24 protein-coding genes are annotated in these 25,847 nt (G+C 59.4%); 11 read left to right on the forward strand and 13 right to left on the reverse strand.

Annotated features, from left to right (window positions below):
• Positions 1 to 117: 117 nt before the first annotated feature.
• Complete coding sequence (locus ACR0JN_RS14545; RefSeq protein WP_480886567.1) at positions 118 to 1,233, reverse strand: carboxylate-amine ligase; 1,116 nt, start codon at positions 1,231 to 1,233, stop codon at positions 118 to 120.
• A 143-nt stretch (positions 1,234 to 1,376) separates the two neighbouring features.
• Here ACR0JN_RS14545 and ACR0JN_RS14550 point away from each other — a divergent pair, with 143 nt between their 5' ends.
• Both ACR0JN_RS14550 and ACR0JN_RS14555 read left to right on the forward strand, forming a co-directional pair.
• The gene (locus ACR0JN_RS14550; RefSeq protein WP_480886569.1) at positions 1,377 to 2,228 is read left to right on the forward strand and encodes a class I SAM-dependent methyltransferase; all 852 of its coding nucleotides are present in this window, start codon (positions 1,377 to 1,379) and stop codon (positions 2,226 to 2,228) included.
• Positions 2,229 to 2,299: 71 nt separating this feature from the next.
• Positions 2,300 to 2,776, forward strand: a complete 477-nt coding sequence (locus tag ACR0JN_RS14555; RefSeq protein WP_480817081.1) for a fasciclin domain-containing protein — start codon at positions 2,300 to 2,302, stop codon at positions 2,774 to 2,776.
• Positions 2,777 to 2,832: 56 nt separating this feature from the next.
• On the opposite strand, the gene ACR0JN_RS14560 is transcribed toward ACR0JN_RS14555, so the two are convergent.
• Together ACR0JN_RS14560 and ACR0JN_RS14565 are read right to left on the reverse strand one after the other, a co-directional pair.
• Entirely contained in the window at positions 2,833 to 3,417 is a 585-nt protein-coding gene (locus ACR0JN_RS14560; protein WP_480817080.1) for a L,D-transpeptidase, read from the reverse strand.
• A gap of 190 nt (positions 3,418 to 3,607) precedes the next feature.
• Positions 3,608 to 5,107, reverse strand: coding sequence for a CoA-acylating methylmalonate-semialdehyde dehydrogenase (locus ACR0JN_RS14565; RefSeq protein ID WP_480886571.1), 1,500 nt, complete (start codon positions 5,105 to 5,107; stop codon positions 3,608 to 3,610).
• Positions 5,108 to 5,208: 101 nt separating this feature from the next.
• Between ACR0JN_RS14565 and ACR0JN_RS14570 the strand changes: the two genes are divergently transcribed.
• The 3 genes from ACR0JN_RS14570 (at position 5,209) to coaD (ending at position 7,190) form a co-directional block, all read left to right on the forward strand.
• On the forward strand, positions 5,209 to 6,111 hold the full coding sequence (locus ACR0JN_RS14570) for a LysR family transcriptional regulator (protein WP_480886573.1): 903 nt from the start codon (positions 5,209 to 5,211) through the stop codon (positions 6,109 to 6,111).
• Positions 6,112 to 6,175: 64 nt separating this feature from the next.
• Entirely contained in the window at positions 6,176 to 6,613 is a 438-nt protein-coding gene (locus ACR0JN_RS14575; protein ID WP_480816986.1) for a CBS domain-containing protein, read from the forward strand.
• A gap of 85 nt (positions 6,614 to 6,698) precedes the next feature.
• Positions 6,699 to 7,190, forward strand: coding sequence for a pantetheine-phosphate adenylyltransferase (coaD, locus tag ACR0JN_RS14580; protein ID WP_480816985.1), 492 nt, complete (start codon positions 6,699 to 6,701; stop codon positions 7,188 to 7,190).
• Here the strand turns inward: coaD and gap (ACR0JN_RS14585) are convergent.
• The 3 genes from gap (ACR0JN_RS14585) to gap (ACR0JN_RS14595) form a co-directional block, all read right to left on the reverse strand.
• Positions 7,182 to 8,186 carry a type I glyceraldehyde-3-phosphate dehydrogenase gene (gap, locus tag ACR0JN_RS14585; RefSeq protein ID WP_480886574.1) on the reverse strand — a complete coding sequence of 335 codons (1,005 nt, stop codon included), beginning with the start codon at positions 8,184 to 8,186 and terminating at the stop codon, positions 7,182 to 7,184. The genes coaD and gap (ACR0JN_RS14585) overlap by 9 nt on opposite strands.
• 81 nt (positions 8,187 to 8,267) lie before the next feature.
• The gene (locus tag ACR0JN_RS14590; RefSeq protein WP_480886576.1) at positions 8,268 to 8,411 is read right to left on the reverse strand and encodes a hypothetical protein; all 144 of its coding nucleotides are present in this window, start codon (positions 8,409 to 8,411) and stop codon (positions 8,268 to 8,270) included.
• Positions 8,412 to 8,482: 71 nt separating this feature from the next.
• Complete coding sequence (gene gap, locus ACR0JN_RS14595) at positions 8,483 to 9,484, reverse strand: type I glyceraldehyde-3-phosphate dehydrogenase (RefSeq protein ID WP_480816982.1); 1,002 nt, start codon at positions 9,482 to 9,484, stop codon at positions 8,483 to 8,485.
• 181 nt (positions 9,485 to 9,665) lie between these two features.
• Between gap (ACR0JN_RS14595) and ACR0JN_RS14600 the strand changes: the two genes are divergently transcribed.
• Both ACR0JN_RS14600 and ACR0JN_RS14605 read left to right on the forward strand, forming a co-directional pair.
• Positions 9,666 to 10,637 carry a DUF808 domain-containing protein gene (locus ACR0JN_RS14600; protein WP_480816981.1) on the forward strand — a complete coding sequence of 324 codons (972 nt, stop codon included), beginning with the start codon at positions 9,666 to 9,668 and terminating at the stop codon, positions 10,635 to 10,637.
• A gap of 11 nt (positions 10,638 to 10,648) precedes the next feature.
• Positions 10,649 to 11,059 carry a hypothetical protein gene (locus ACR0JN_RS14605; RefSeq protein WP_480886577.1) on the forward strand — a complete coding sequence of 137 codons (411 nt, stop codon included), beginning with the start codon at positions 10,649 to 10,651 and terminating at the stop codon, positions 11,057 to 11,059.
• A gap of 18 nt (positions 11,060 to 11,077) precedes the next feature.
• Here ACR0JN_RS14605 and ACR0JN_RS14610 read toward each other — a convergent pair whose 3' ends face one another.
• Both ACR0JN_RS14610 and tkt read right to left on the reverse strand, forming a co-directional pair.
• Positions 11,078 to 11,428, reverse strand: coding sequence for a hypothetical protein (locus ACR0JN_RS14610; RefSeq protein WP_480816979.1), 351 nt, complete (start codon positions 11,426 to 11,428; stop codon positions 11,078 to 11,080).
• A gap of 162 nt (positions 11,429 to 11,590) precedes the next feature.
• Positions 11,591 to 13,612 (reverse strand): transketolase, encoded by a 2,022-nt coding sequence (gene tkt, locus ACR0JN_RS14615; protein ID WP_480886579.1) that lies wholly within the window; start codon positions 13,610 to 13,612, stop codon positions 11,591 to 11,593.
• 236 nt (positions 13,613 to 13,848) lie between these two features.
• On the opposite strand from tkt, the gene ACR0JN_RS14620 reads away from it, so the two are divergent.
• From ACR0JN_RS14620 to ACR0JN_RS14630, 3 genes are read left to right on the forward strand one after another with little or no spacing between them, the layout of a single operon-like run.
• Positions 13,849 to 14,706 carry a hypothetical protein gene (locus ACR0JN_RS14620; protein ID WP_480886581.1) on the forward strand — a complete coding sequence of 286 codons (858 nt, stop codon included), beginning with the start codon at positions 13,849 to 13,851 and terminating at the stop codon, positions 14,704 to 14,706.
• Positions 14,706 to 15,101 (forward strand): cell division protein ZapA, encoded by a 396-nt coding sequence (locus ACR0JN_RS14625; protein ID WP_480886584.1) that lies wholly within the window; start codon positions 14,706 to 14,708, stop codon positions 15,099 to 15,101. The genes ACR0JN_RS14620 and ACR0JN_RS14625 overlap by 1 nt, the downstream gene beginning before the upstream one ends.
• A complete protein-coding gene (locus tag ACR0JN_RS14630) occupies positions 15,098 to 15,448 on the forward strand; it encodes an MliC family protein (protein ID WP_480886586.1) in 351 nt (116 codons plus the stop codon). The genes ACR0JN_RS14625 and ACR0JN_RS14630 overlap by 4 nt, the downstream gene beginning before the upstream one ends.
• A gap of 7 nt (positions 15,449 to 15,455) precedes the next feature.
• Here the strand turns inward: ACR0JN_RS14630 and grxD are convergent, their stop codons facing one another.
• From grxD to ACR0JN_RS14655, 5 genes are all read right to left on the reverse strand, one after another.
• A complete protein-coding gene (grxD, locus tag ACR0JN_RS14635) occupies positions 15,456 to 15,818 on the reverse strand; it encodes a Grx4 family monothiol glutaredoxin (protein ID WP_480816974.1) in 363 nt (120 codons plus the stop codon).
• A gap of 249 nt (positions 15,819 to 16,067) precedes the next feature.
• Positions 16,068 to 16,304: a BolA/IbaG family iron-sulfur metabolism protein gene (locus tag ACR0JN_RS14640; protein ID WP_480816973.1), complete on the reverse strand. Its 237-nt coding sequence runs from the start codon at positions 16,302 to 16,304 to the stop codon at positions 16,068 to 16,070.
• Positions 16,305 to 16,449: 145 nt separating this feature from the next.
• Entirely contained in the window at positions 16,450 to 18,609 is a 2,160-nt protein-coding gene (gene purL / locus ACR0JN_RS14645) for a phosphoribosylformylglycinamidine synthase subunit PurL (RefSeq protein ID WP_480886589.1), read from the reverse strand.
• 152 nt (positions 18,610 to 18,761) lie between these two features.
• The gene (locus ACR0JN_RS14650; RefSeq protein WP_480886591.1) at positions 18,762 to 21,014 is read right to left on the reverse strand and encodes a mechanosensitive ion channel family protein; all 2,253 of its coding nucleotides are present in this window, start codon (positions 21,012 to 21,014) and stop codon (positions 18,762 to 18,764) included.
• A 272-nt stretch (positions 21,015 to 21,286) separates the two neighbouring features.
• Positions 21,287 to 22,195: a LysR family transcriptional regulator gene (locus tag ACR0JN_RS14655; RefSeq protein WP_480886593.1), complete on the reverse strand. Its 909-nt coding sequence runs from the start codon at positions 22,193 to 22,195 to the stop codon at positions 21,287 to 21,289.
• A 169-nt stretch (positions 22,196 to 22,364) separates the two neighbouring features.
• Here ACR0JN_RS14655 and ACR0JN_RS14660 point away from each other — a divergent pair, with 169 nt between their 5' ends.
• The gene (locus ACR0JN_RS14660) at positions 22,365 to 25,784 is read left to right on the forward strand and encodes an indolepyruvate ferredoxin oxidoreductase family protein (protein ID WP_480886595.1); all 3,420 of its coding nucleotides are present in this window, start codon (positions 22,365 to 22,367) and stop codon (positions 25,782 to 25,784) included.
• Positions 25,785 to 25,847 lie beyond the last annotated feature (63 nt).

The raw sequence follows: 25,847 nt of genomic DNA on the forward strand, positions 1-25,847 counted from the left end.
CTCCCTCCCGCTGAGATCGAATTGAACGGTCGTTTAATTCCCAATCGTTACAGAAATTTTGCAGGCGCTGCAATCGTAGGAATACGGTTGCAGTGTCGCTTTGTCAGGCACGAGGGGTCAAAGGTCTGCGTGAAATTCCTCAATCAGATGGCGTACGACGGCCTGACCGGGGTCTTCGCCCTTGGCGACTGCTTCGGCGTGGACGCGGCGCTGGCGCGTGGCCGAGGTTCCGGTCTCGGCGATCTGACGCAAGCGGGCGATTTCGGTCATGGTTCCCAGGGCCTCGGTATCTTCGGCCAGCAGGCCCATCAACTCACCCATCAACTCGGGCATAGGCTTGATGGACCGGTCGCCAAAATCGATCAGCCCTTCGCCCACGCCATAGCGCTGCGCGCGCCAGCGGTTTTCGCCGATCAGGAAGCGGTCATACTGACGCCAGCGCAGGTTGCGGTCTTTCAGGCGGCACAGCATGCGGGTCAGCGCCTGCGCCAAAGCGGCCAGCGACAGGGTGTGTTCCAGACGGGGCTGCACATCCATGATCCGCGTCTCAAGCGTCGGGAACCGGTGCGAGGGGCGCAGGTCCCACCAGATTTTTGACGTATCCTCGATGACCCCAAGTTCGACCAGAATGCCGGTGGTGCGCTCATATTCAGTCCAACTGTTGAAATCCGGAGGCAATCCGGTGCGCGGCAAATTGTCGAACACGGTCAGGCGGTACGAGGACAGCCCGGTATCTTCGCCGTTCCAATAAGGCGAGGATGTGGACAAAGCCAAAAGATGCGGAAGGAAGTAGCAAAGCTGCGGCATCAGGTCCGCCCGCAATGCTTGGTCTTCGACACCCACATGGACATGCATCCCGCAAATCAGCATCCGCCGTGCGACGCCACCCAGCGCGTGTTGCAGCGCGTCATAGCGTTCCTTGCGGGTGTGGTGCTGATCCTTCCAGTTGGCGAACGGGTGGCAGGACACTGCAATGGGGCTCAGGTTGTATTCCGCTGCCCGTTTTGAGACGCAGGACCGCAGGCGTTTCAAATCTTCGCGCGCGCTTTTGATTGTGGTGTGGGGGCGGGTACCGACTTCGATCTGGCACTGCAGGAATTCGGGACTGACTTGTCCTTCGAAATCGGCCTGACAGGCCTCCATCAGCGCGTCCGGTGCCTGTGTCAGATGCAGGCTGTCGCGGTCGACCAGCAGATACTCTTCTTCGATGCCAAGCGTGAATTCCTTCTGCATTGGCGGGCCTCCCAATCCTTTATCGGACCAGTGAATACGGAATTCGGCGTTTTGCCAAGGGTTTGCGGTTCTGCGGCTTGCAGAGACCTTGCAACCAAAGGTATGCAGCGCTGCAAGCCCTATGCCTAATCGGAGCCATTCGCGTGAAACCCAGAAAATTCCCCCGGATCAACGCTACTTTGGATCGCTTCGGTGTGAAATTGACCGACAAAGCGCCCGAGCGCGATGAGCGGGCAAGGCTCGAGGCGTTTGAACGGGCAGGGGGGCTGTCCCGCCCCGCCTACGCTTTGTCTCCGGGTATGGAGGGATTCGATATCGGCCCGCTGGTAGAGGAGTACGAGCAACATTCTCAGGCTCTGGCCGCCCTGAAAGACTCCAGCCGCAATCAGACCGGATATCGCGCTGGCAATGGATACTATGACAGCCCCGACGCCGATGCCCTGTATCTGATGATCCGCCGGTTTCAGCCCAAACGCGTGATCGAGGTTGGCTGCGGCAACTCGACCCGCGTGACCCGGCAGGCCATCATCGATGGCGGGCTCGAGACACAGATCACGGCGATTGACCCTTACCCGCGCGCGGATATTGCCCATGTCGTCGATGAGTTTGAACAAAAGCGACTGGAAGAGGTCGACCCGGCGCTGTTCGACCAGCTTGAAGCCGGGGATGTTCTGTTCATCGACTCCAGCCACGTGGTGCGCATGAGCAATGACGTCGCGCATCTGTTCTGTCGGATCATCCCTGCGTTGAAACCGGGTGTCGTGATCCACGTCCATGATGTTTTTCTGCCCTACGAATACCCCAAGCGTTTCTTCTATGACTGTCCGGGTTGGGGCGAGCAGTATGTGCTGCACACCTTGCTGCAATCTGACGCGTTTTCAATGCTTTGGCCGGGATACTACCTGCAGCAGGACCGCCCCGACGCGATTGAGGCTTTGCCGTTTCTGAAAGATGGTCGCGCCCAAAGTATCTGGGTGCAGATCAAGGAAGTTTGATCCCAAAGTGATCCGGTGCGGGAAAGCCCGCGTACCCCTTTCCATAACAAGCTGGAGAGGAGATGACAGCCATGTTTCGCCGCACGTTTATGGGCGCCGCCGCCGCACTCGCATTTGCCCTGCCGTTGAAGGCTCAGGCCGCTGACATTGTGGACACCGCGGTATCCGCCGGGTCGTTCAACACACTGGTCGCCGCGGTTCAGGCCGCCGGTCTGGTGGACACGCTGAAAGGGGATGGGCCGTTCACGGTTTTTGCACCGACTGACGAGGCATTTGCCGCGCTGCCCGAGGGTACGGTCGAGACCCTGCTGCTGCCCGAGAACAAAGACCAACTGGTGTCGATCCTGACCTACCACGTGGTTCCGGCCAAGGTGATGTCCGGTGACATTGCAGGCAAGCGCGCCAAAGTTCTGACCGTGCAGGGCGATCGGCTGAGCGTCAATGCCCGCAACGGCGTCAAGGTGAATAAAGCCAAGGTCGTTCAGGCTGACATCGAGGCCAGCAATGGCGTGATTCACGTGGTCGATACGGTCATTCTGCCTGAGTAACTTCCCACCACCCTCAAATCAGAAAGCCCCGGTCGATTTGACCGGGGCTTTTCAATTTAAACCAGTCGAACCTGAGTTCCGACCTGGACCAGAGGGTACAACTCTTCGACATGCTGATTGTACAGGCCAATGCAGCCGGACGAGCTTTGGCGACCGATCTTGCGGGTATCGTGGGTGCCGTGGACCAGATAGGCGGGCCAGCCCAGATACATCGCGCGGGTGCCCAGCGGGTTGCCGGGGTCACCACCCTCCATCCTTACGGGCAGGGTCGGGTCACGCTCGCGCATGGATGCGGTCGGGGTCCAGCTTGGGTTTTCCGCCTTGCGCACCACTTCGGTATAGCCACGCTTGGTCAGTTCCTCGCTCATCGGAACCGAGCTTGGATACAGCTTATAGGTGCCATCCGCACCCCAATAGTGCACCGCGCGGCTGGTGATATCGGCCAACAGTGCGCCGACACCCAACTCATCAAAGTGATCCTGCCAGTTCTGCTGCGAGAAGGACGACACATTGCGCCGTACCGGCAATTGCGTGCTGATCGCCTCTTCGGTTTGCGGGAACGCGTCAGTGCTTTGGGCCCGCACCAGAGCGGGCGTAGCCAGAACGGACGCTGCCCCCAAAAGGGCAGAGCGGCGTGTCATGCGAGAGTTGGACAATGCGGCCTCCGGAATTGAACTGCTCGGTCAACATTTTGACGACAAAATATTGCCGAACAGGCCGAATTTCCAGTAGCGCGGCTGTGAATTTATCGTGAGGCTGCGCGTTCGTGGCGGGTATTTGCCGGAAAAGCCCGGCCCAAAACGGGCCGGACGGATTGTTTGAGGCGTCGGATCAGTCCATCGCTTTGAAGTTGAACTCGCCACCTTCCTTGATGCCCGAGGGCCAGCGCGCCGTGACCGTCTTGGTGCGGGTGTAGAACTTGAAGCTGTCCGGTCCGTGCTGATTCAGGTCGCCGAACATGGATTTCTTCCAGCCGCCGAAAGTGTGATAGGCCAGCGGGACCGGGATCGGAACGTTGACACCGACCATGCCGATGTTCACGCGGCTGGCAAAGTCGCGGGCAGTGTCGCCGTCGCGGGTGAAGATCGCGGTGCCGTTGCCGTATTCGTGGTCCATCGCCAGTTTCAGTGCTTCTTCGTACGATCCCGCGCGGACAGTCGACAGAACCGGGCCAAAAATTTCCTGCTTGTAGATATCCATTTCCGGGGTCACGTGGTCGAACAGGTGCGGGCCGACAAAGAAGCCGTCCTCATAACCTTGCAGACTGAAATCGCGATTATCCACGACCAGCGTCGCGCCCTGTTCCACACCCGAGTTGATCAGGCCCAGAATGCGCTGCTTTGCGGCACCGGTCACAACCGGACCCATATCCACATCGTCGCCTGCGGTGTACGGGCCGACTTTCAGCTTTTCGACGCGCGGGATCAGTTTTTCGATCAGCGCGTCGGCAGTTTCCTCGCCGACCGGAACCGCAACCGAGACAGCCATGCAGCGTTCGCCCGCCGCACCGAACCCGGCCCCGACCAGCGCGTCGGCGGCCTGATCCATGTCGGCGTCCGGCATGACGATCATGTGGTTCTTTGCACCGCCAAAGCACTGCGCGCGTTTGCCGTTCGCTGTTGCGCGGGAATAGATGTATTGCGCGATTGGGGTCGAGCCCACAAAGCTGACGCCTTGAATGATGTCGCTGTCCAGCAGGGTATCTACGGCCTCTTTGTCGCCATTCACGACCTGGAACACGCCCTTGGGCAGACCAGCCTCGACGAACAGTTCGGCCAGCATCAGCGGCACCGACGGGTCGCGTTCTGACGGTTTCAGGACCACCGCATTACCGCACGCCAGCGCCGGGCCAACGTGCCACAGGGGCATCATGGCCGGGAAGTTGAACGGCATGATCGAGGCCACGACGCCAAGCGGCTGGCGCATTGAGTACATGTCGATGCCGGGGCCTGCGCTGTCAGTGTATTCGCCCTTCAGCATCTGCGGGGCACCGATGCAATACTCGATCACTTCCAAACCACGCTGCAGATCGCCCTTAGCGTCAGGTATGGTCTTGCCATGCTCGCGGCTTAGCGCCTCGGCCAGCTTGTCCATGTCGCGGTTCATCAGGCCCACCATGGCCATCATGACCCGCGCGCGCTTCTGCGGGTTGGTCGCACCCCAGGCCGGTTGCGCTATGGCGGCCTGCTCAATTGCGGCGGTTGTCTCTGCCGCGCTGGCCATTGGGCACTTGTACTGGACTTCACCGGTTGCGGGATTGAAGACGTCGTCAAACCGGCCGGATGTACCGGCAACTTGCTCACCATTCAGAAAGTGGGTCAGTTCTTGCATGAAATTCTCCTCCGAACATTTGCGCGTAGAATAGGCTTGCAGAAATTCCTCGAACAGAGGCAATCTCTCAAAAGAGTTTTGCAAAAATGCAAAGGGCGGGGATGAATCCGAACTGGGACGATATGAGGGTTTTTTTGGCGGTCGCGCGCGAGGAAAGCCTGTCTTCTGCGGGGCGAATCTTAAAGATCGATCCGGCCACAGTTGGGCGTCGTGTTGCCCGGTTAGAGGCGGCGTTGGATTCGCTGCTGTTCACGAAATCGCAGCAAGGCTACACACTGACGACTGCGGGCGAGCGTTTGCTGGATCATGGGCTACAGGCCGAAGAGGCAATGCGGGCCGCGGCAGGTGCGGTAGCTGGGTCAACCAAATCGCTGAGCGGACAGATCAGGATCGGCGCACCGGATGGCTGTGCAAATTACCTGCTGCCCCAAATCTGTGCCAAAATTAGCGATGCCAATCCGGATCTCGATATTCAGATCCTCGCGCTGCCGCGCATTATCAACCTGTCCCGGCGCGAGGCGGACATGGCGATCACGGTCAGCGCCCCTACGGCTGACAAGCTGCTGGTCAAAAAGATAAGCGACTACAAGCTGCATATGGTCGCAACGAAAAGCTATCTGCAGCATCGCGGCCCCATCAGTTCAGTTGCAGACCTGGCCGGGCATCGTCTGATTGGGTACATCCCGGATATGATCTTTGACCGGGAGCTGGATTATCTGAACGATATCGGCGTTGACCGTGTCGCGCTTGCATCGAACTCGGTCTCGGTCCAATTGCGCCAGGTCTCGTTTAGCACTGGCGTGGGCGTGGCCCACGATTTCACGCTGCCTTTCCATCCTGACTTGCGGAAAATACTGACTGATCAAGTGAGTCTGAGCCGTAGTTTCTTTTTGGTCCGGCACCGGGGCGATCAGCGCAACGAACGGTTGAATCGCTTCGCCGATGCGCTGACACAGGAAATACGGGGCGAAATAGCGCGGCTGGAAGCCGATGCGCTACCTTGACAGGTACAGACATTCCGGCAACGCTTTGGAAAACAGTACGTTATTATTCCGGAGGTTTTCGCATATGCTCGTTCAGGCCATTTTGAACTCCAAGGCAACGGATGGGGTCGTCACGGTCGAACCGACGTCAACGGTTTCCGACGCGGCAAAGATACTTGCGGAAAAACGGATCGGAACGGTCATCGTTTCCGAGGATGGCGGCAGCACCGCGATGGGCATCCTGTCCGAGCGTGACATTGTACGCGAACTTGCCGCCTCGGGCAGTGGCTGCCTGGGAAAACCCGTTGATGCCTACATGACGCGTGATCTGGTGACGGCCACCCGGCAGGATACCGTTCAGGACATCATGTCGCGCATGACCGAAGGCCGTTTTCGCCACATGCCGGTGCTGGAAGACGGAAAACTGGTTGGCATTGTCACCTTGGGTGACGTGGTGAAGGCCCAGCTTTCCGAACTGGCGATGGAAAAAGACGCGCTTCAAGGCATGATCATGGGCCACTGACGTCAGGCCTCACTGACGAAATATCTTGCACCTGCAGCAAAGATGTGATTGCTGGCGCAGAAATTTTATTGCGCAGGAGGCCATGATGCGGGTTGGATTATATCCCGGAACCTTTGATCCGATCACCCTGGGTCACATCGACATCATTCGCCGTGCTGCGGCTTTGGTGGACAAGCTCGTCATTGGCGTTGCGATCAACCGAGACAAGGGACCACTGTTTTCCCTGGAAGAGCGCGTGGCGATGATTGAAGCAGAATGCACCCATCTGTCCGAACAGACCGGCACTGAGATCGTTGCGCATCCCTTTGAAAATCTGCTGATCGATTGCGCCCGCGACGTCGGCGCGCAGATCATCGTGCGCGGGCTGCGTGCTGTTGCTGATTTCGAGTACGAATTCCAAATGGTCGGCATGAACCGGGCACTGAACGACTCGATTGAAACCGTCTTCCTGATGGCCGAGGCGCGGCATCAGGCCATCGCCTCGAAACTGGTGAAAGAGATCGCGCGGCTGAACGGGGATGTGTCCAAATTCGTCACACCCGCCGTCAATACCGCGCTACGCGAGAGGTTAGGCTAGGGCACCCATCGCGGCGGCTGTGTCTAGCATACGGTTCGAGAAGCCCCATTCGTTATCATACCAGGCCAGCACCCGGACCAGAGTACCGTCCGTGACCTTGGTTTCAGCCAGCGAAACGGTCGAACTGTGCGGGTCGTGGTTAAAATCAATCGAAACCAGAGGGCGGTTTTCAGCTGCAAGCACACCGGGGATTTTGGCCGCGGCTTCGACGAACAGCGCGTTGACCTCTTCCTCGGTCGTGGGACGCGACACCTCGGCCACAAGATCGACGACCGATACGTTCGGAGTCGGAACCCGGATGGCCTGACCGGTCAGTTTGCCCGCCAGTTGCGGCAGGACCAGACCAACAGCAGCTGCGGCACCGGTTGTGGTTGGGATCATCGAAAGTGCCGCTGCGCGCGACAGATAGGGGTCTTTGCCCGCCGTGTCGTGCACCGGTTGGCTGGCCGTATACGCGTGCACCGTTGTCATGTTGCCATGAACGATGCCCAGCCCGGCATCAAGCGCAGCGGCGACCGGAGACAGGCAGTTGGTGGTGCAGGATGCGTTCGAGACAACCGTATCTTCCGCCGTCAGTTCATGATCGTTCACGCCGAACACAACCGTCTTCACAGCGCCACCACCACGGGCCGGGGCCGAGATCAGGACTTTCCGCGAGCCGTTCTTCAGGTGACGCTCGGCAGCCTCGCGGGTGCGGAAGACACCGGTGCATTCCAGAACAACGTCCACATCAGACCAGTTCAGCGCCTCGGGCTCGCGTTCGCTGCTTAACCGGATTGGGCCTGTGCCGATATCCAGACCGGCGTCGGTCAGAGTTACCGGATTGGGATAGCGCCCATGCACGCTGTCAAACTCGAACAGATGCGCGTTCATCTCGGGCTTGCCGAGGTCATTGATCGCGACGATTTCCACGTCGGTCCTGCCCGATTCCACAACGGCGCGCAAAACGCCGCGCCCGATCCGTCCAAATCCGTTGATTGCCAGTTTGAGTGTCATTTTACGCTCCGTCCGAATATCGCCTGCATGTGGTTAGCGCTAACAAAGCCAGATTACGCCGAAAGTCAAGCAAAACCTCGGTCAGCGCCAGAAGGCGAGCCAGTCCAGAAAGTCGTAGAGTTTCTTGCCGAGGAACAACAAATGCTCGGTGCCGAAGACCGCGTAATCCAGCATGAACCCGCCCAGAATGAGGATGCCGAGCCAGATGGCGAGTTGATTTGTCATCCTGTCCCCGAACGAAAATGCCCGCCCAGATAACCTGAGCGGGCACCAGTGTACAAGCGATGTGCGAAGGGTCAGTTAAGACGGCCCATCGCGACGGCCACGTCAGCCATACGCACCGAGAAACCCCATTCGTTGTCATACCAGGCCAGCACACGCACCATGCGGCCATCAACCACACGGGTCTGGTCCGGCGCGAAAATCGAGCTTTCTTCGGTGTGGTTGAAATCAGTCGAGACCAGCGGCGCAGGCTCATAGCCCAGAACGCGCTGCATCGGACCTTTGGCCGCTTCTTCGACGATGGCGTTGACCTCTTCGACGGTCACATCGCGCGAGGCGCGGAACGACAGGTCGACGGCCGAGACGTTCGGGGTCGGCACGCGGATGGCCGAGCCGTCCAGACGGCCTTTCAAGTTGGGCAGAACTTCACCCAGAGCCGCTGCGGCACCGGTCGAGGTCGGAATCATCGACATCGCGGCGGCACGCGCGCGGTACAGGTCGCTGTGGCGGCGGTCCAGCGTCGGCTGATCACCGGTATAGGCGTGGATCGTTGTCATGATGCCGTGTTCGATGCCGACACCTTCGTCCAAAACCTTGGCAAGCGGGGCAAGGCAGTTGGTTGTGCACGATCCGTTCGAAACCATATTATCGTTCGCAGTCAGCGTGTTGTGGTTCACGCCGAACACAATCGTCTTGTCGACATTCTTGCCCGGAGCGGACAGAAGCACCTTGCGCGCGCCACGATCCAGATGCGTCTTGGCTTTCAGCCCGTCATTGAACTTGCCGGTGCATTCCAGAACGACATCGCAACCGTCCCAGTCCAGCTCGCTCATATCGTAGGTCGAGAACATCTCCATCGGCCCGCGGCCCAGATCCATGGTGTTGCCGTTGATCGCGATATCGCGCGGGAAGCGGCCATGGATGCTATCGTACTTCAACAGATGCGCCGAGGTTTCCAACGGGCCGGTGGCGTTGACTTTGATCACTTCGATGTCGTTACGGCCCGAGGCCGCGATGTGCGACAGGGTACAACGGCCAATGCGGCCAAAACCATTAATGCCGACCTTGATGGTCATGTGATGCCTCCGAATGCGCTTGCGTTGAGGGCCATATAGCGGTGAATAGGGAATCTCAAAAGGGCAAAAGTGGCATATTTTTAAGGTGTTAGCGCAAACCTTGTGCGGTTGCGCTAACGCTTGCGCTAGCCGTTGGATCGGGTAGGGTCCGAATGCGGCAGGTGGCAGGAAAGGAAACGAGATGAGTGGTCTGTTGGCCTTGTTGGACGATGTGGCGGGCATTGCCAAGGTCGCGGCGGCCTCGGTGGATGATGTGGTCGCGGCGGCAGGCAAGGCCGGAGCAAAAACCGCAGGCGTGATCATCGACGACGCGGCTGTGACGCCAAAATACGTTCAGGGTTTTGCGCCTGCGCGGGAACTGCCGATCATCTGGCGCATCGCGCGCGGGTCGATTTTCAACAAGATCGTTTTGCTGCTGCCTGTGGCACTACTGCTGGCCAATTTCGCGCCCTGGCTGATCACGCCGCTGCTGATGATCGGGGGCTCTTACTTGTGTTTCGAGGGGGCCGAGAAAATCTTTCATGTCCTCTTTCCGCATGGAAGCCATGCCATCGACGAAGACATGAAGAACCGCGATCCGGGACATCTGGAAGAGCAGAAGGTCAAAGGGGCGATCAAGACGGATTTCATCCTTTCCGCTGAGATCATGACGATCGCGCTTGCAGCCATCGAGGCCCCGAACGTCTGGATGCAAGCCGCGACTCTGGCCGTTGTCGGCATCGGCGTGACCGTCGCAGTCTACGGGGCGGTCGCTTTGATCGTCAAAATGGACGACGTCGGGCTGTTCCTTGCAGGCAACGCTCCGACACCGGTTGGGCGCGGTCTGGGCCGAGGGTTGGTCAAGGCGATGCCGATGGTCATGAAGGTGCTCTCCATTGTGGGAACCGCCGCGATGCTTTGGGTCGGCGGGTCGATCATGATCCACGGGATGGAGGTTCTGGGCTTTGGCTGGCTGGGTCATCACATTCACGACTGGGCCTATGCCGCGGGACATGCGGTATCGGCGCAGTGGGAGGGGGCCATCGAGTGGATCGCGAAGGCAACCATGGACGGTGTGTTTGGTCTGGCCTGGGGGCTGGTGCTGATTCCTGTAGCGACCAAGGTGATCGGGCCTTTGTTGGCGCAACTCACAGGTAAGACACCGGCGCATTGAAGGGGCAGAGTGTGATTTACCCGGATTTGCCGGTTTACCGCCCGGTTTCAAAACGTTTCAGGATTGAACCGAGAGGACGAGCAAATGCGCGCAAGGCCAGCGCAATGTCAGCCCTAAACCTCGGTGCGGATGCGATTCCCTACGCCCCGCGCGATCTATTCAATTCTTTGCAGTTTCGCATCCACACCGCCGAAGCAGCGGCGACACGTGCTCATTGGATCGGAGGACGTTTGTATAACGCCCTGACCGGCCAATCGGGGCAATATGTGCCGCTGTACGGCACGCATCTGCGACAGTCCTTGCAGGCTGTACTTGGCGAGATACCGGAAGGCATTGAACCGGCTGGCGAGTACGAACTGCGTCTGGATTACGCAAAACGGGCCGCGGCCGCACTAAGGGATCAGCTTGAACCGCATTCTTAGCCCGGCAGAAGGCACGGCTCAGAAATTGTTGGGGTTGCCTTTGACGACCACGCCCGCCCCATCAACTGCGCCGTCCTTGAACAGCGTCACGGCAGCCCCTTCGATTTTCAGGTTCCAGCAGATTTCTGGGTCGGTGCCATACTGAAAGCACATCCCGTTGTCTGTGGCTTTCCAGTTTCCGGTGTAGCCATCGCCCTTGATCGTACCATCTGCGGCGTAATACTCGGTGAAAGCCCCCGAGAGCATCCCGCCCTGATAGGTGTGATCGGACATGGCCGTCTTGATTTCTTCTTTACTGGCGAAACCACCGGCCGTAGCGGTCGTGGCGAAACCGATTGCCAAGAGTGTAAGTGCGGCGCGGAGATTCATATTTCTTTTCCCTGTGTCTGTGTAATTCGACAGCAGGTAAGGCGATATGAGGCGCGGAATAGGGTCTGTTTTCTCACAGCTACTCACCTGTCTGTGAACCCCGCACCAAACAGCAAAAAAGGCGACCGATTAGGCCGCCTTTTCACCAAAACTCTCAGGTTGTTAACCCAGCAATTCCTTGACCTTGGCGACGGTGGCTTCGGCGGTGATGCCGAAATGCTTGTACAGTTCACCCGCCGGGGCGGATGCACCAAAGCTCGACATGCCGATGAACCCGGCTTTTGCTTCGCGGCCACGCTCACCCAGCAGCCAGCGGTCCCAGCCTCCAGCGCGCACGGCGGCCTCGATGCCAACGCGGACTGCACCGGCGGGCAGGACGCGCTTGCGGTAGGCTTCGTCCTGCTCGGCGAACAGTTCCATGCAAGGCATCGAGACGACGCGGGTGCCGATGCCCTCGGCCTCAAGCATCGCCTTCGCTTCCATCGCCAGCGAGACTTCGGACCCGGTGGCGATCAGGATAGCCTGACGTTTCGCCTCGGCGTCGGCCAGAACATAAGCGCCTTGGGCGCTCAGGTTCTTGGCTTTGTGTTGGGTTCGCACGGTCGGCACGCCCTGACGGGTCAGCGACAGGACCGAGGGGCTGTCCTTGAAGGTCAGCGCCAGTTCCCATGCCTCGGCGGTCTCAATGGTGTCGGCGGGGCGGAACACATAGGTGTTGGGCGTCGCGCGCGAGATCGCCAGATGCTCGACCGGCTGGTGGGTCGGACCGTCTTCGCCCAGACCGATCGAGTCGTGGGTCATCACAAAGACCGACGGGATTTTCATCAGCGCTGCCAGACGCATGGACGGGCGGGCATAGTCGGTGAAGGCCATGAACGTGCCGCCGTAGGGGCGGATACCGCCATGCAGCGCCATGCCGTTCATCGCAGCGGCCATGCCGTGTTCGCGGATGCCGTAGTGAATATACCGACCCTTGCGGTTTTCGGGCAGGAACACACCCATATCCGCCGATTTGGTGTTGTTCGACCCGGTGAGGTCGGCAGAACCACCAATCGTCTCGGGCATGATCGGGTTGACGACGTTCAGCACCTTCTCGGACGAGGCGCGGGTGGCCAGCTTGGGCTGATCCTCGGCCATCTGTTTCTTGAACGAACGGATGGCACCGGCCAGCTTCTTGGGCGCTTCAAATGCATAGGCGCGGTTGAATTCTGCCTGCTTACGCTCGGACAGTTGTGCAAATCGCTCCTCCCATGCAGTGCGTTCGGCGGCACCGCGAGTACCGATGGCCTCCCACTCGGATTTCACACCTGTCGGGATTTCGAACGCGTCATGCGGCCAGCCGTAGCCTTCCTTGGCGGCTTTCAACTGGTCCTGATCCGTCAACGCGCCGTGACCTTTCGAGGTGTCCTGCGCCGCGTGACCCAGAGCGATATGGCTTTCGCAGGCAATCATCGTCGGTTTGTTAGACGATTTGGCACGGGTGATGGCCGTGTCGACGGCGACCGGGTCGTGCCCGTCAATCTCGATCACCTGCCAGCCCGAGGCCGCAAAGCGGCGCACCTGATCCGTGCGGTCGGCCATATCGACAGTGCCGTCGATGGTGATGTTGTTGTTGTCCCAGAACACGATCAGCTTGCCCAACTCGTGGCGACCGGCCAGGGTAATCGCCTCCTGGCTGACGCCTTCCATCAGGCAGCCATCGCCCGCGATGACGTAGGTGTAGTGATCGACGACCTTCTTGCCGTAATGCGCGCGCTGGATTTCTTCGGCCATGGCAAAGCCCACAGCGTTCGAGATGCCCTGACCCAGCGGGCCGGTCGTGGTCTCAACCCCTTCGATCAGGAAGTTTTCCGGGTGGCCTGCGGTTTTCGCGCCCAGTTGGCGGAAATTCTTAACTTCATCCAGAGTGACATCCGCGTGGCCTGTCAGATAGAGCAGCGAGTAGATCAGCATCGATCCATGGCCTGCCGACAGGATAAACCGGTCGCGGTCGGGCCAGTTGGGGGCTGAGGCGTCAAATTTCAGGTGCTTTTCGAACAGTACGGTCGCAACGTCGGCCATGCCCATCGGCATACCGGAATGGCCGGAATTGGCGGCGGCGACGGCGTCGAGGGTCAGCGTGCGGATGGCCGCCGCTTTGTCCCAGTGTTCGGGGTTTGCATTGCGCAGCGCAGTCAGGTCCACGGGCGTTATTCCTTTGGATTACAGGCAGAATGCGGGCTCAATACCATCCAGCCCTCAAAGTGCAAGCGGAACCGGGTGGTATGGGTCCGGACCGCTTCAACTCTGTTGCCCAAGTGATTGAAAGCAAAGAGTGGGTATTTTCCGGAACATTCCGTTAGAATTGGGGTCGAACGTGGCCGCGCTTGATTCGGACGGCCGTGCGACAGAACGAACCTTGGTAAAGAGGTGACAGGGGCATGAGCCAGATAGAAGACTTACAACACCGCATCATGGCCGCGATGGATCGGATCGGAACGGGTGTCGAAGCGCTGCGCAAGGCGGCACCCGGCGACGGCGGTCAGGATACGGGCCTGCAGGTGGCACTAGAGGACGAGCGGCTTGCCAATGCCCAGCTGGAAGAGCGCTTGAAATCTCTGAAGGAACGGCATCAGCAGGAAGTTGACGCCATGCGCGTCGATATGGAGCAATTGCGGGCGGCATCGGGCCCCGGCGCGGAAGCCGACGCGCTACGCGAGCAATTGTCTGAGGCGACGGCGAAGCTGGCCTCGGTCGAGGCTGCACGGGCGGAACTGGCCGAGGCGAAGGCGGCGCTGGATAACTCGGAAGAACTGGATGCGTTGCGGGCTGAGAATGCGAAGCTGCGCGGCGATCTTGAGGGCCGGGAAGATGCAGCCCCATTGCGGGCCGAGTTGCTGGAAGTCAAAGGATTGCTGGAGCAAGCCCAGAACATTGAAGCCGAGAACAAGCGCCTCAAGCTGGAACTGGCCGATACTGAACGCGTGGGCGACCTGACCGCCGAGCTTGACATGTTGCGCGCCGAAAGGGCGAGCCATGGGGCAGCAATGTCCCGGTTGGATGATGATCTGCAGCGCATGCGCAAAGCCAATGATCAACTGCGCGACTCGGTCGAAGAACTGCGCGCGGCGGCAGAGGACGGCATGGCGGATGCCGAGTTGCTGAACCGCGCCACCGTGGCCGAACTGGAAGCGACACGTGCGGCTCAGGCCACTGATGCGGCCGAGGCGCAGGCGGTGCTGGCCCGGCTGGAACCGCTGCTGTTGCATGCGAAACTGGCAGAAGGTGAGGTAGAGTAATGCCCGAAGTAACCATTCACATCGGCGGTCGCGGCTTTGACGTGTCGTGCCAGGACGGGGAAGAAACCTTTCTGCAGGCCGCAGCCAAAATGCTGGATGACGAGGCGCAGGTCTTGTCAGACCAGATCGGGCGCATGCCGGAATCGCGGATGCTGCTCATGGCGGGCCTGATGCTGGCCGACAAGACCGCGGCGACCGAGGACAAGGTCACGGCGCTTGAGGCGAAACTGGCCGAAGTTGAAGCGGAATTGCAAACGCTACGCAGCGCTCCGGCACCAGAACCCGAGCGGGTCGAAGTGGCCGTGGTTCCGCCGTCTGTGACGGATACGCTGGCGGAACTGGCTGCGCGGGCCGAGGCGCTGGCGTCGGTTATTGAAGAAAAGTCTACGCAATGAGACGGGCGCTTGCATCAGCCTGCGGCGTGTTGGCAGTGGCGTCTGCCACGGCAGCGCTGGCTGAGATCGACATCCTGTCGGTGACGTTCACGTGTGAGAACGGGGTTCCGTTGCCGGTCACCTACTTTAATGCGGCGGATGGCTCTAGTGCTGCGGCGACTATGGTCGACAACAATCTTGTCGCCATGCGTCAGGTGCGTAGCGGGTCTGGTATCCGGTATGAATCCGTCGGCGGCCAGGGTACGTATATCCTGCGCTCGAAAGGTTGGGACGCGTCGATCAGCTTCGTCGGGGCGGACAGCGCCGCCACCGAACAGTTCATCTTTAAGGAGTGTTCCAGCCAATAAGGCCGGATCACGCGTTGGCTTCGCGGATTTTGTCCGCCGCTTCCTTGTTGTAGCCGACGCCGTTCTCGTCGAACAAAGTGTCCAACTCGCCCGACAGGGTCATCTCGGTGATGATGTCGCAGCCGCCGACAAATTCGCCTTTGACGTAAAGCTGAGGAACGGTCGGCCAGTCCGAATAATCCTTGATGCCTTGGCGCACGTCCTCATCCGCCAAAACGTTCACGTCTGCGTAATCCACGCCCATATAGTTCAGAACACCAGCCACACGCGACGAGAACCCGCATTGCGGCATATCCTTGGTGCCTTTCATATAGAGCACCACATCGTTGGCTTTGACGGTTTCGTCGATCTGGGTTTTCACGTCGGTCATTTCGCGTTTCCTTTGCTCTTCGGCATCATTGCTTTGGCGTAGTCTTGTGGGTCTCTTGGAATATGGGTCTGCGCCGAGCTGATAGCGCCGTCATGTGAATTGTAGAAAGAATGGAGAAGATGTTTTTCACGTCCGGGCTGGGACCCTCGTTTAGATTTGCGTCCAGTCTTTGAATGGTTCCATGCTATTAGCGCAATCAGTAGTACAAAGACGGAAACTGCAATTAGAACTATGATCACATGTTCCATATTACTCCGGGGCTTTGGTGGTCAGCGCCAAGGCGTGCAACTCGCCATTTGGGCCGTCCATCTTGCCTTTCAAGGCCGCGTAGACCGCGCGCTGCTGCTGAACCCGGTTTTTGCCGCGAAAGCTTTCGTCCACGACCATGGCGGACATATGCACGCCATCCTGCCCGCCCACCTGAATTTCGGCATCAGGGAAGGCTTCGCGCAGCAGGGTTTCGATTTCGTGGGCGCTCATCGGCATGTAGGTTACTCCTGAAAGTCTTTCCCAAGATGTAGAGCGATGCATCGAGGCGTGCAAGATGGCTCTGGGGCGCTGAACCGGGAATTCCCGCGCCCGGTGACGCGCGCAGGATTTCCGTATTTGGAACGAGAAGAAGCCCGTGGGATCAGGCAACCGCTGCGGCGAAACTGTTCCGGAAGGTCTCGGTCAGGTCAGCCAGCGCGGCTTCGGAGGCGCCGATCTTGACGTTTTCGCCGGTGAACCGGCCCACCGAGACCAGTGGAACGCCCGCCTGTCCGGCGGCGATCATCAGCGCCTCGGCCTGATCGAAGTTGCAGGCGACCAGATAACGGGCCTGATCCTCGCCAAACAGGAAGCCGGTCGAGGCGTCGTCGAGGCAGACGCCCACGCCAGTAGCCTCGGCCAGTTCGAAAGCGGCGAGCGCGAGGCCTCCATCGCCCAAATCGGTGCAGGCCTTGATCATCTCGCGGTTGGCGCGGATGAAGTCGCCGTTACGCTTTTCCGCATCCAGATCGACATGGGGGGCGTCGCCGTCTTCGCGGTTGAACACCTCGGCCAACAGGGCGGATTGTCCCAGATGGCCGGTTGTTTCGCCGATGACCAGCGCGACGTGGCCCTCGCGCACCTCGTTGCCGATGATTTCGTCGGTGCGGGCCAGCAGGCCGACCGCGCCGATGGTGGGGGTGGGCAGGATCGCCTGACCGTCAGTCTCGTTGTACAGCGAGACGTTCCCCGACACGATTGGCATATCCAGCGCGGCAACGGCCGCGCCGATGCCTTTTATAGCGCCGACGAACTGGCCCATGATCTCGGGCTTTTCGGGGTTGCCGAAGTTCAGATTGTCGGTCGTGGCAAGCGGTTTTGCACCAACAGCCGTCAGGTTGCGATAGGCTTCGGCCACCGCCTGCTTGCCGCCTTCTTCCGGGTTGGCGCGCACGTAGCGGGGCGTCACATCACTGGTGAAGGCCAGCACTTTGTCAGTGCCGTGGACGCGCACCATGCCCGCGCCCAGACCCGGCGTGCGGGCGCTGTCGGCCATCACCATGCTGTCGTATTGCTCATAAACCCATTGTTTGCCTGCATAATTGGGCGAGGCGAGCAGGGCGCGCAGCCCGTCGATCGGGTCGATCTGCGGCACGTCGGACAGGTCTTCGGCCTGCGGGGTGGGCTCCCATGGGCGGTCGTATTCGGGCGCGGTCGAGGACAGTTTCGACAGAGGCAGGTCGGCTTTGATCTCGCCGTTATGCATAATAAGGAAGCGGTCTTCAGCGATGGTTTCGCCGACGATAGCGAAATCGAGGTCCCATTTCTCGAACACAGCGCGGGCTTCCGCCTCAAGCTCGGGCTTGAGGACCATCAGCATGCGTTCTTGAGACTCGGACAGCATCATCTCGTAGGCCGTCATGTTCTCTTCGCGTTGGGGAACGGTTTCCAAGTCCAGACGTACGCCCAGACCGCCCTTGTCGCCCATTTCCACGGCGGAGCAGGTCAGGCCCGCCGCGCCCATGTCCTGGATCGAAATCACCGCGCCGGTCTGCATCAACTCCAGCGTTGCCTCCATAAGGCGCTTTTCGGTGAAGGGGTCGCCGACCTGAACGGTGGGGCGTTTTTCTTCGATGGTGTCGTCGAATTCCGCCGAGGCCATTGTTGCGCCGCCAACGCCGTCGCGGCCCGTCTTAGCGCCCAGATAGACGACAGGCATACCAACGCCCGAGGCAGCCGAGTAGAAAATCTTGTCGCTGTCGGCCAGACCGGCGGCAAAGGCGTTCACAAGGCAGTTGCCGTTATAGGCGGGGTGAAAGCGCACCTCGCCGCCCACGCATGGGACGCCGAAGCAGTTGCCGTACCCGCCGATGCCTTCGACCACCCCGTTCACCAGCTGACGGGTCTTGTGGTGACCGGGCTCGCCGAAGGACAGCGCGTTCATCGAGGCGATGGGGCGCGCACCCATGGTAAAGACGTCGCGCAGGATGCCGCCCACGCCGGTTGCCGCGCCCTGATAGGGTTCGATGTAGGAGGGATGGTTGTGGCTTTCCATCTTGAAGACCACCGCCTGACCATCGCCGATATCTACAACGCCCGCATTCTCACCGGGGCCGCAGATCACCTGAGGACCCGAAGTGGGCAGGGTGCGCAGCCATTTCTTCGAAGATTTGTAGGAACAATGCTCGTTCCACATGGCCGAGAATATGCCAAGCTCGGTGAAGGTCGGCTCGCGCCCGATGATCCCTAGGATCATGTCGTATTCTTCGGGTTTCAACCCGTGGGCGGCGATCAGATCCGGTGTGATGGCTGGCTCTTGCATCCTGTTTCAATCCCCGAGATGGCAATGGTTGGCGCCTTTTAGGGGAAGGGGCCGCCTGTGGAAAGGGGCAAGTGACCGCAGAGTGACTTGGGCAAAGAAAAACGGGCCCCGGCGCAAAGTCGGGGCCCGTTGAATGAGCGCAACAAAGGGGATCAGGCTGGTGCCTGACCTTTGTTGACGGCGTCGGCTGCCGCCGCACCAGCTGCGGCTTTCTGTTCGTCGGTCAGATGATCGGCATCCTCCAGTCCCGGAATGGCCACACGCACCTCGCGTCGGGCGAAGTCGATGCCGTTTTCCTTGAACGCGGCCTTGACCCGGTTGAAGATTTCCTTGCGCAGCGTGAACTGCTTGCCCGGTTTGGCCATGAACTTGCCGCGAATGATCATACCGACATCGTCAAAGTCGAACACACCTTGCGACTTGAAGGGCTGCAGGAAGCCTTCTTTGTGGGTCTCGTCCTCCATCATTTCAGCACCGATCTTCTTGAAGATCTTCTTGACCTTGTTTGGGTCAGTATCGAAAGGCACGGTGAATTTCAGCTTCATGATGACCCAGTCGCGGCTGTAGTTCGTCAGCTTCTGAATCTCACCGTAAGGAATGGTGTGCACCGGCCCACGGTGGTGGCGCAGTTGCATCGAACGGATCGAGATTTTCTCGACCGTCCCGGTGGTGCCTCCAACATCGACATATTCACCCACACGGAACGCATCGTCGATCAGGAAGAAAATGCCCCCGACGATATCCGAGACCAGCTTTTGCGCACCGAAACCGATAGCAAGGCCAAGGATACCGGCACCGGCCAAAAGTGGCGTAATGTCCAGACCCAGGGCCCCAAGCGCCAGCAACACGAAGATCACCGCAATGGCCACCTGAGCGGTCACCCGCAGCAGTGGCAGCACCGTCGCCAGACGCGATCCACCGGACCCGCCGCCTTCGCCAGCTTCTTCATCAGGGCTTTGGGCCGCCGTATGCTCTTTGGCCAGACGACGGTTGATCCAGAGCGAAACGATCTCGTTCAGGATGTAGCCGACGGCAATGATGATGAAGAACTGGATCAGTCGGCTGCCGTCTTCTTCCCTACCGCCTGCAATCTCCTGCAGGTCCAGGTTCCAGGCCCTGGCGATCATCAGGATCACCAGAATGCCCGCCAGAACCCGGCCAATGCGGATATAGCTGCGTTTGGTGGATTTATAGGCGCGCTCCGCCACCGAACCTTCGCCCAACATGGGCGGCTGAAGATGGCGGACCAGACCGCGGATCAGCGTATCCAGGGCCGGGGCGATCAGCAGCCAGAACATGGTAGTGAAATGTGCCCCCTGGACCAGCAACGCCAGGGACCAGGGGTTGCGCTGCGCCACAATAAACTCGACCAGCAGCCAGATCACGGCTGACACGCCAATGGCAAAGTAAGGGTAGTAGTGCGCGACCTCCTCGTCGAACTTGGTGTGATCGGGGTCGGTGCCCAGCATCATCTGTGACAAGCCTTCGCGCGCCTTCCACGCGATCACACCGATATAGATGTGGATCGCAGCGTTCAGCCAGAACCCGATCCGGGTCTCGCCGGACGTTATGCCATTCAGCCTGTTGAAGTGAAGCAGGAACAGGGTGAAACCGATCAGGATCAGCAGGCCAATCAGGTTCCGGTGCAGGTATTTCGCCCAGTGATCATCAATATTGACCAGCCGGTAATGCGGTTTGCTGGGGGCCAGAACAAAACGTGAGGCGGCGGCCCCAAGTCGCGGAACCCAGATCAGATAGAAGACGAACGGCGCAGCATAGGTGATCTGTTCCGTTGTCAAAAGGCCGCGCCCGACCGCCCGGATGACCACATAAAACACGATCAGCCCGGCAATTTCACGGCAGAAGCGGCCAAACAGATAGCGGACTGCGCCCCAAAGGTCGTTCTCGTCATCGACTTCGGTCTGGACGTGCCAGCGGCGTGTCAGCAATTCAAACAGCTTTTCCGCGACGAAGCCGACAACCAGAACACTTAGAACCAGACCCATCAGGGCAAACACTTGGTTGGTGCCAAAGGCTCCGGTAAAATTCTCGACCGCACGGGCTTGCGCGCTGAAGATATTGGGGATGGTAACAATGACCTGGGTCCATGATGCCACCATTTCAGCCCAAATCTCGTTGATCTCGGTGATTGGGTCCTCGCGTTCCTCAGCCTCTGCCGCGTTTTTCTCGGCAACGGCGTCCAGACGTTCCAACAGGATGGATCGAACCTGATCGTCAGACATTCTGGCGACCAGATCGTCAACCTGCTCGGGCGTCAGATCTTCGGGGATGCTAATGGTCGCTGGTGCGCCGGAACCCGAAGTTGCACCGACTTGCGCGTGCAGAGTTCCCGTGAAAACCACCAAAGACAGCACAGCCATCAACAGGCGAAATGGATGGAACATTGAGTTTGCCCTCGATCACGAAAAATTTGATTGTTTTTCGGGATCATAGAGGGAAGCGCGAGGCTTTCCCAGAGTTTTCAACGCATGGCAGGCAGGCAAATACCAAAAAAAAGGCCGAGCACTAAGCTCGGCCGTAGTCCAACAGGGAGGTATGAAGAAGATAAGCGTTTCAGCATCATCGTCTTCGAGTGCTCATTTAGGGTGCAGTTTGTGAACGTTCAAGATTTATTAGACTGAACTTCAGGCATGTCCGCTATGCTTTCTGTGCATAGCTATAGCTTTCCCATCTGCTTAAACTGCTTGCGTTGTTCAATAATTTCCGCCTGAACGAAGTCGCGGAAGGCCGCAACGCGCTGCGAATGGCGCAGTTCTTCGGGATAAGCCAGGTAAACGGGCACGTCCGATCGTTCCGCCTCTGGCAGGATCGGAACAAGCTGCGGGAAATCCTGCGTGACATAATTTGGCAAAACACCGATGCCCAGATTGTGCAGTACGCCCTGCAGAACGCCGAAATAGTTGTTTACCGTCAGCAGCGAGACGGGGTTGAACGTCATCAGGTGCCGGACCATCGCCGCGCTGGCCCCGACCTGCGGCGCTGCGGGTGTCTGGCAGATCAGCCTGTGATCCTTGATCTCTTCCGGCGTTTTCAGCGGTCCGCCACGTGTTTCAAGGTATTCCTGCGTTGCGTATAACTGCATCTGGACTGTCATCAGGCGTTTGCGGACCAGATCCGCCTGGCTCGGCTCTTTCATACGGATCGCCACGTCGGCCTCGCGCATCGGCAGGTCCAGAACGCGTTCTTCGAGCATCAGGTCGATGTTGAGGTCTGGGTATTGCTCGTAGAGCTTGGGTAGGCGCGGGGCCAGCCACAGGGTGCCAAAGCCAAACGTGGTTGTGACGCGCAGAACGCCGAATACCTTTTCTTCGCTGTCACGGATGCGGGCGGCGGCGGCGTCCAGTCGTTTGGACATGGCCGAGGTCGCATCGAACAGTAACTCGCCCTGTTCGGTCAGAATCAACCCGCGCGCATGACGGTGAAACAGGGTCGCGTCGAGTGATTCTTCCAGCGCGCGGATCTGACGGCTCACGGCGGATTGAGACAAATTGAGCTTGTCGCCCGCGTGGGTCAGGCTGCCCGCATCGGCAACCGCGTGAAATATTCTAAGCTTGTCCCAATCCATCGCCGCAACTTTCGTTATCCCCGGGAACGCCTATATGAAATAGGTAACAAGTTCTACATTCAAAGGATGAAATCGTTACGATTCAGAGGGCAATGGCTATACAGGTCAGCTTTTATGACCTAAAATGAGCAGAAATGTAGCACACTGATCTGACGAGGGGAGGCGTCTGATGAGCCAGCCAAAGATAACGTTGAACGACCGGTTCGATTTGTCGAAAAACCCCATTCTTCTGAACGGAACGCAGGCGCTGGTCCGCTTGATGCTGATGCAGAAGGCACGGGATGTGAAGGCCGGGTTGAACACCGCCGGTCTTGTGACCGGCTATCGCGGTTCGCCCCTTGGCGCGGTGGACCAGCAGATGACACGCGCGCAAAAGCAACTGACCGAAAGCGATGTGACCTTTCAGTACGGGCTGAACGAGGATCTGGCCGCCACCGCGTTGTGGGGCAGCCAGCAGGCCGGGCTAAGGAATGACGGCAAGTTCGACGGGGTTTTTGGCCTGTGGTACGGCAAGGGCCCCGGCGTGGACCGGTCTGGCGACGTGATGCGGCACGCCAATATGGCGGGTACAGCGCAACACGGCGGTGTGCTGATGGCGATGGGAGATGACCACACGGGCGAAAGCTCGACCGTGTTGCATCAGTCCGAATGGTCACTGGTCGATATGTATATGCCCGTGGTCAGCCCGGCCGGCGTGCAGGAGATTCTGGATTTCGGCATTTATGGCTTTGCGCTCAGCCGGTTCGCGGGGCTTTGGGTCGGCCTGAAGACGATGAAGGACACGATCGAGGTCACCTCGGTCGTGGATGGCAGCCCGGACCGGATGAAGCTGGTGACGCCCAAGTTCGAAATGCCCGAGGGCGGGCTGAACATTCGTCTCGGCGATACGCCCCATCTGCAGGAAGGGCGGATCATCGATTACAAGCGCTTCGCGGCTGAAACGTTTTCTCATGCCAACAAGCTGGACAAGCGGGTCTGGGGCAAGTCCGGCGCAAAGATCGGTTTCGTTGCTGCAGGCAAAAACTGGCTGGACCTGACCCATGCCATGTCGTTGCTGAACATTGATGCGGATGAGGCCGAACGTCTGGGCATCACCACCTATAAGATCGGCCAGACCTTCCCGCTGGATATGGCAGGTTTCCACGATTGGGCCGAAGGGCTGGACCTGATCGTTATCGTCGAAGAAAAGCGCAAGCTGATCGAGGTGCAGGTCAAAGAGGCGATCTTTGACGACCGCCGGGGCCGCCGCGTATACGGCTGGTACAAAGGCGGGGCCGGGGCTCTGCATCGCGAGGAACTGTTCCCGACCCGCGGTGCTTTGGATCCCATCATGATTGCCGAGAAGCTGGGTGAGATTCTGATCGAGGAAGGCCGCGACACCGACGGCGTGCGCGCCGGTCTGGAGAAGCTGAAAGAAGCGCGCCGGGCCGACAACGCGCAGGAAATCGCGACGCGCCTGCCGTTCTTCTGCTCGGGCTGTCCGCATAACAGCTCGACCAAAGTGCCGGATGGAAGCCGCGCCTATGCCGGGATCGGCTGTCACTACATGGTGCAGTGGATGGACCGCGAGACCACCGGTTTCACCCAGATGGGCGGCGAAGGGGTGAACTGGGTTGGTGAGGCTCCGTTTTCGACCACCAAGCATGTGTTCCAGAACCTGGGCGATGGCACGTACAACCACTCGGGTGTGCAGGCGATCCGGGCGGCGTTGTCGGCGGGTACGAACATCACCTTCAAAATCCTGTTCAACGATGCGGTCGCCATGACCGGCGGACAGGACAACGAGGGCGATCTGACCGCCGAACGCATCGTGGCCGAGGTCAAGGCGATGGGCGTGCAACATGTCGCTGTGGTTTACGACGAAAAGGAAGACGTGAACTTCAAGGCGCTGCCTCCCAGTGTCGAAACCTTCGAACGCGCCGAATTGATGCAGGTGCAGGAGAAGTTCCGCGAAATCGAGGGTGTCTCGGTCATCGTTTACATCCAGACCTGCGCCGCCGAGAAACGCCGCCGTCGCAAACGGGGAGAGTTTCCTGATCCGGACAAGCGGGTGTTCATCAATACCGACGTCTGCGAGGGCTGCGGCGATTGCGGTGTGCAATCGAACTGCGTGTCGATTGTGCCGAAACAGACCGAGTTGGGCCGTAAACGTGCCATTGATCAATCTAGCTGCAACAAGGATTTCTCGTGCCTGAGCGGTTTTTGCCCGTCCTTCGTAACCCTGGAAGGCGCGAAAATCCGCAAGGAAGCGACGACCGAGATTGACCTGCCGGACCTGCCGATGCCCGTGCTACCTGAAATCAAGGGCACGCATAACGTGGTGATCACCGGGGTCGGAGGCACTGGCGTTGTGACGCTGGGCGCGGTTCTGGCGCAGGCGGCGCAGATCGACGGCAAAGGCGCAGGTATGATGGAGATGGCCGGGCTGGCCCAGAAGGGCGGCGCGGTGCATATCCATTGCCGGTTGGCCAACCACCCTGACGATATCAGCGCCATCAGGGTTGCGACAGGCGAGGCCCATGCTCTGATCGGTGGTGATCTTGTTGTGTCTGCAGGGGCGAAAACTCTGGGCTTGACCCGGACTGGACAGACCGGTGCCGTGGTCAACAGCCACGAGACTGTAACCGGTGATTTCACTCGGGATACCGAATTCCGCATTCCCAAGGATCAGTTGGAACTGGCGCTACAGGCGCGGCTGAAAGACGGACTGTCCCTGTTTGACGCCACCGATCTGGCGCGCGCCGTGATGGGCGATTCGATCTATTCGAACATGATGGTCTTCGGCGCGGCGTGGCAGCGGGGCTTCCTGCCAGTCAGCCATGACGCCATCATGCAGGCGCTTGAACTGAACGGCACAGCGGTCGAGCGCAACAAACGTGCCTTTGATATTGGTCGCTGGGCCGTGCTGCACCCGGATCAGGCGCAAGCCATTCTGGCACCGTCAGTGACGGATATGCCCAAAACTCTGGAGCAAGTGATCGACTTCCGCGCGCAGCATCTGACCGGGTATCAAAGCGCCCGGCTGGCAAAGCGATACCGCAAACTGGTGGAGTCGGTTCAGGATACCGAAGTGAGTGAGGCCTTGGCCAAGGGCTATCACAAGTTGCTGTCATACAAGGACGAATACGAGGTCGCGCGCCTGCTGCTCAGCAGCCGCGAGAAGGCAGCAGCCGAGTTCGACGGCGACTTCAAAATGACCTTCCACCTTGCGCCGCCGTTTCTGGGCGGAACCGGCGGTAACGGCAGGCCCCGCAAACGGGCGTTTGGCGAATGGATGCTCGGCCCGTTGAAAGTGCTGGCAAAGCTGAAAACCTTGCGCGGCACTCCGCTGGATATCTTCAGCTATTCGGCGGAACGCAAGATGGAACGCGCATTGATTCGGCAGTATGAAAAGGACATGCAGCAGGTTCTGCCTTTGTTGTCCGACACCACACGCGACGCGATTGCGGCTTTGGCCCGCTTGCCGCTGGACATTCGCGGCTTCGGCCCGGTTCTGCGGGAAAACGAGGCAAAGGCTGCTAAACGGCGCGAGGAATTGCTGGCGATCATCCACAGCGGAGGGCCCGAATTACGCGCGGCGGCAGAGTAAAATCGTCACAAGTCTGTCACGGTATCTAGGCAAAATTGTCACCTAAAACTATATTGCAGGCAG

This window comes from Ruegeria sp. G12 (assembly GCF_056533565.1).

Excerpts from the sequence above, each read along its gene's own strand:
- gap (WP_480886574.1), bottom strand. The coding sequence starts at position 8,186 with ATGACACTCAAACTGGCAATCAACGGATTTGGACGGATCGGGCGCGGC.
- ACR0JN_RS14655 (WP_480886593.1), bottom strand. The coding sequence starts at position 22,195 with ATGGATTGGGACAAGCTTAGAATATTTCACGCGGTTGCCGATGCGGGC.
- ACR0JN_RS14650 (WP_480886591.1), bottom strand. The coding sequence starts at position 21,014 with ATGTTCCATCCATTTCGCCTGTTGATGGCTGTGCTGTCTTTGGTGGTT.
- ACR0JN_RS14570 (WP_480886573.1), top strand. The coding sequence starts at position 5,209 with ATGAATCCGAACTGGGACGATATGAGGGTTTTTTTGGCGGTCGCGCGC.
- ACR0JN_RS14640 (WP_480816973.1), bottom strand. The coding sequence starts at position 16,304 with ATGCCGATGAGCGCCCACGAAATCGAAACCCTGCTGCGCGAAGCCTTC.
- purL (WP_480886589.1), bottom strand. The coding sequence starts at position 18,609 with ATGCAAGAGCCAGCCATCACACCGGATCTGATCGCCGCCCACGGGTTG.
- coaD (WP_480816985.1), top strand. The coding sequence starts at position 6,699 with ATGCGGGTTGGATTATATCCCGGAACCTTTGATCCGATCACCCTGGGT.
- ACR0JN_RS14545 (WP_480886567.1), bottom strand. The coding sequence starts at position 1,233 with ATGCAGAAGGAATTCACGCTTGGCATCGAAGAAGAGTATCTGCTGGTC.
- ACR0JN_RS14565 (WP_480886571.1), bottom strand. The coding sequence starts at position 5,107 with ATGCAAGAACTGACCCACTTTCTGAATGGTGAGCAAGTTGCCGGTACA.
- ACR0JN_RS14560 (WP_480817080.1), bottom strand. The coding sequence starts at position 3,417 with ATGACACGCCGCTCTGCCCTTTTGGGGGCAGCGTCCGTTCTGGCTACG.
- ACR0JN_RS14620 (WP_480886581.1), top strand. The coding sequence starts at position 13,849 with ATGAGCCAGATAGAAGACTTACAACACCGCATCATGGCCGCGATGGAT.
- ACR0JN_RS14625 (WP_480886584.1), top strand. The coding sequence starts at position 14,706 with ATGCCCGAAGTAACCATTCACATCGGCGGTCGCGGCTTTGACGTGTCG.
- ACR0JN_RS14600 (WP_480816981.1), top strand. The coding sequence starts at position 9,666 with ATGAGTGGTCTGTTGGCCTTGTTGGACGATGTGGCGGGCATTGCCAAG.
- ACR0JN_RS14660 (WP_480886595.1), top strand. The coding sequence starts at position 22,365 with ATGAGCCAGCCAAAGATAACGTTGAACGACCGGTTCGATTTGTCGAAA.
- gap (WP_480816982.1), bottom strand. The coding sequence starts at position 9,484 with ATGACCATCAAGGTCGGCATTAATGGTTTTGGCCGCATTGGCCGTTGT.
- ACR0JN_RS14590 (WP_480886576.1), bottom strand. The coding sequence starts at position 8,411 with ATGACAAATCAACTCGCCATCTGGCTCGGCATCCTCATTCTGGGCGGG.
- ACR0JN_RS14610 (WP_480816979.1), bottom strand. The coding sequence starts at position 11,428 with ATGAATCTCCGCGCCGCACTTACACTCTTGGCAATCGGTTTCGCCACG.
- ACR0JN_RS14575 (WP_480816986.1), top strand. The coding sequence starts at position 6,176 with ATGCTCGTTCAGGCCATTTTGAACTCCAAGGCAACGGATGGGGTCGTC.
- grxD (WP_480816974.1), bottom strand. The coding sequence starts at position 15,818 with ATGACCGACGTGAAAACCCAGATCGACGAAACCGTCAAAGCCAACGAT.
- ACR0JN_RS14630 (WP_480886586.1), top strand. The coding sequence starts at position 15,098 with ATGAGACGGGCGCTTGCATCAGCCTGCGGCGTGTTGGCAGTGGCGTCT.
- ACR0JN_RS14555 (WP_480817081.1), top strand. The coding sequence starts at position 2,300 with ATGTTTCGCCGCACGTTTATGGGCGCCGCCGCCGCACTCGCATTTGCC.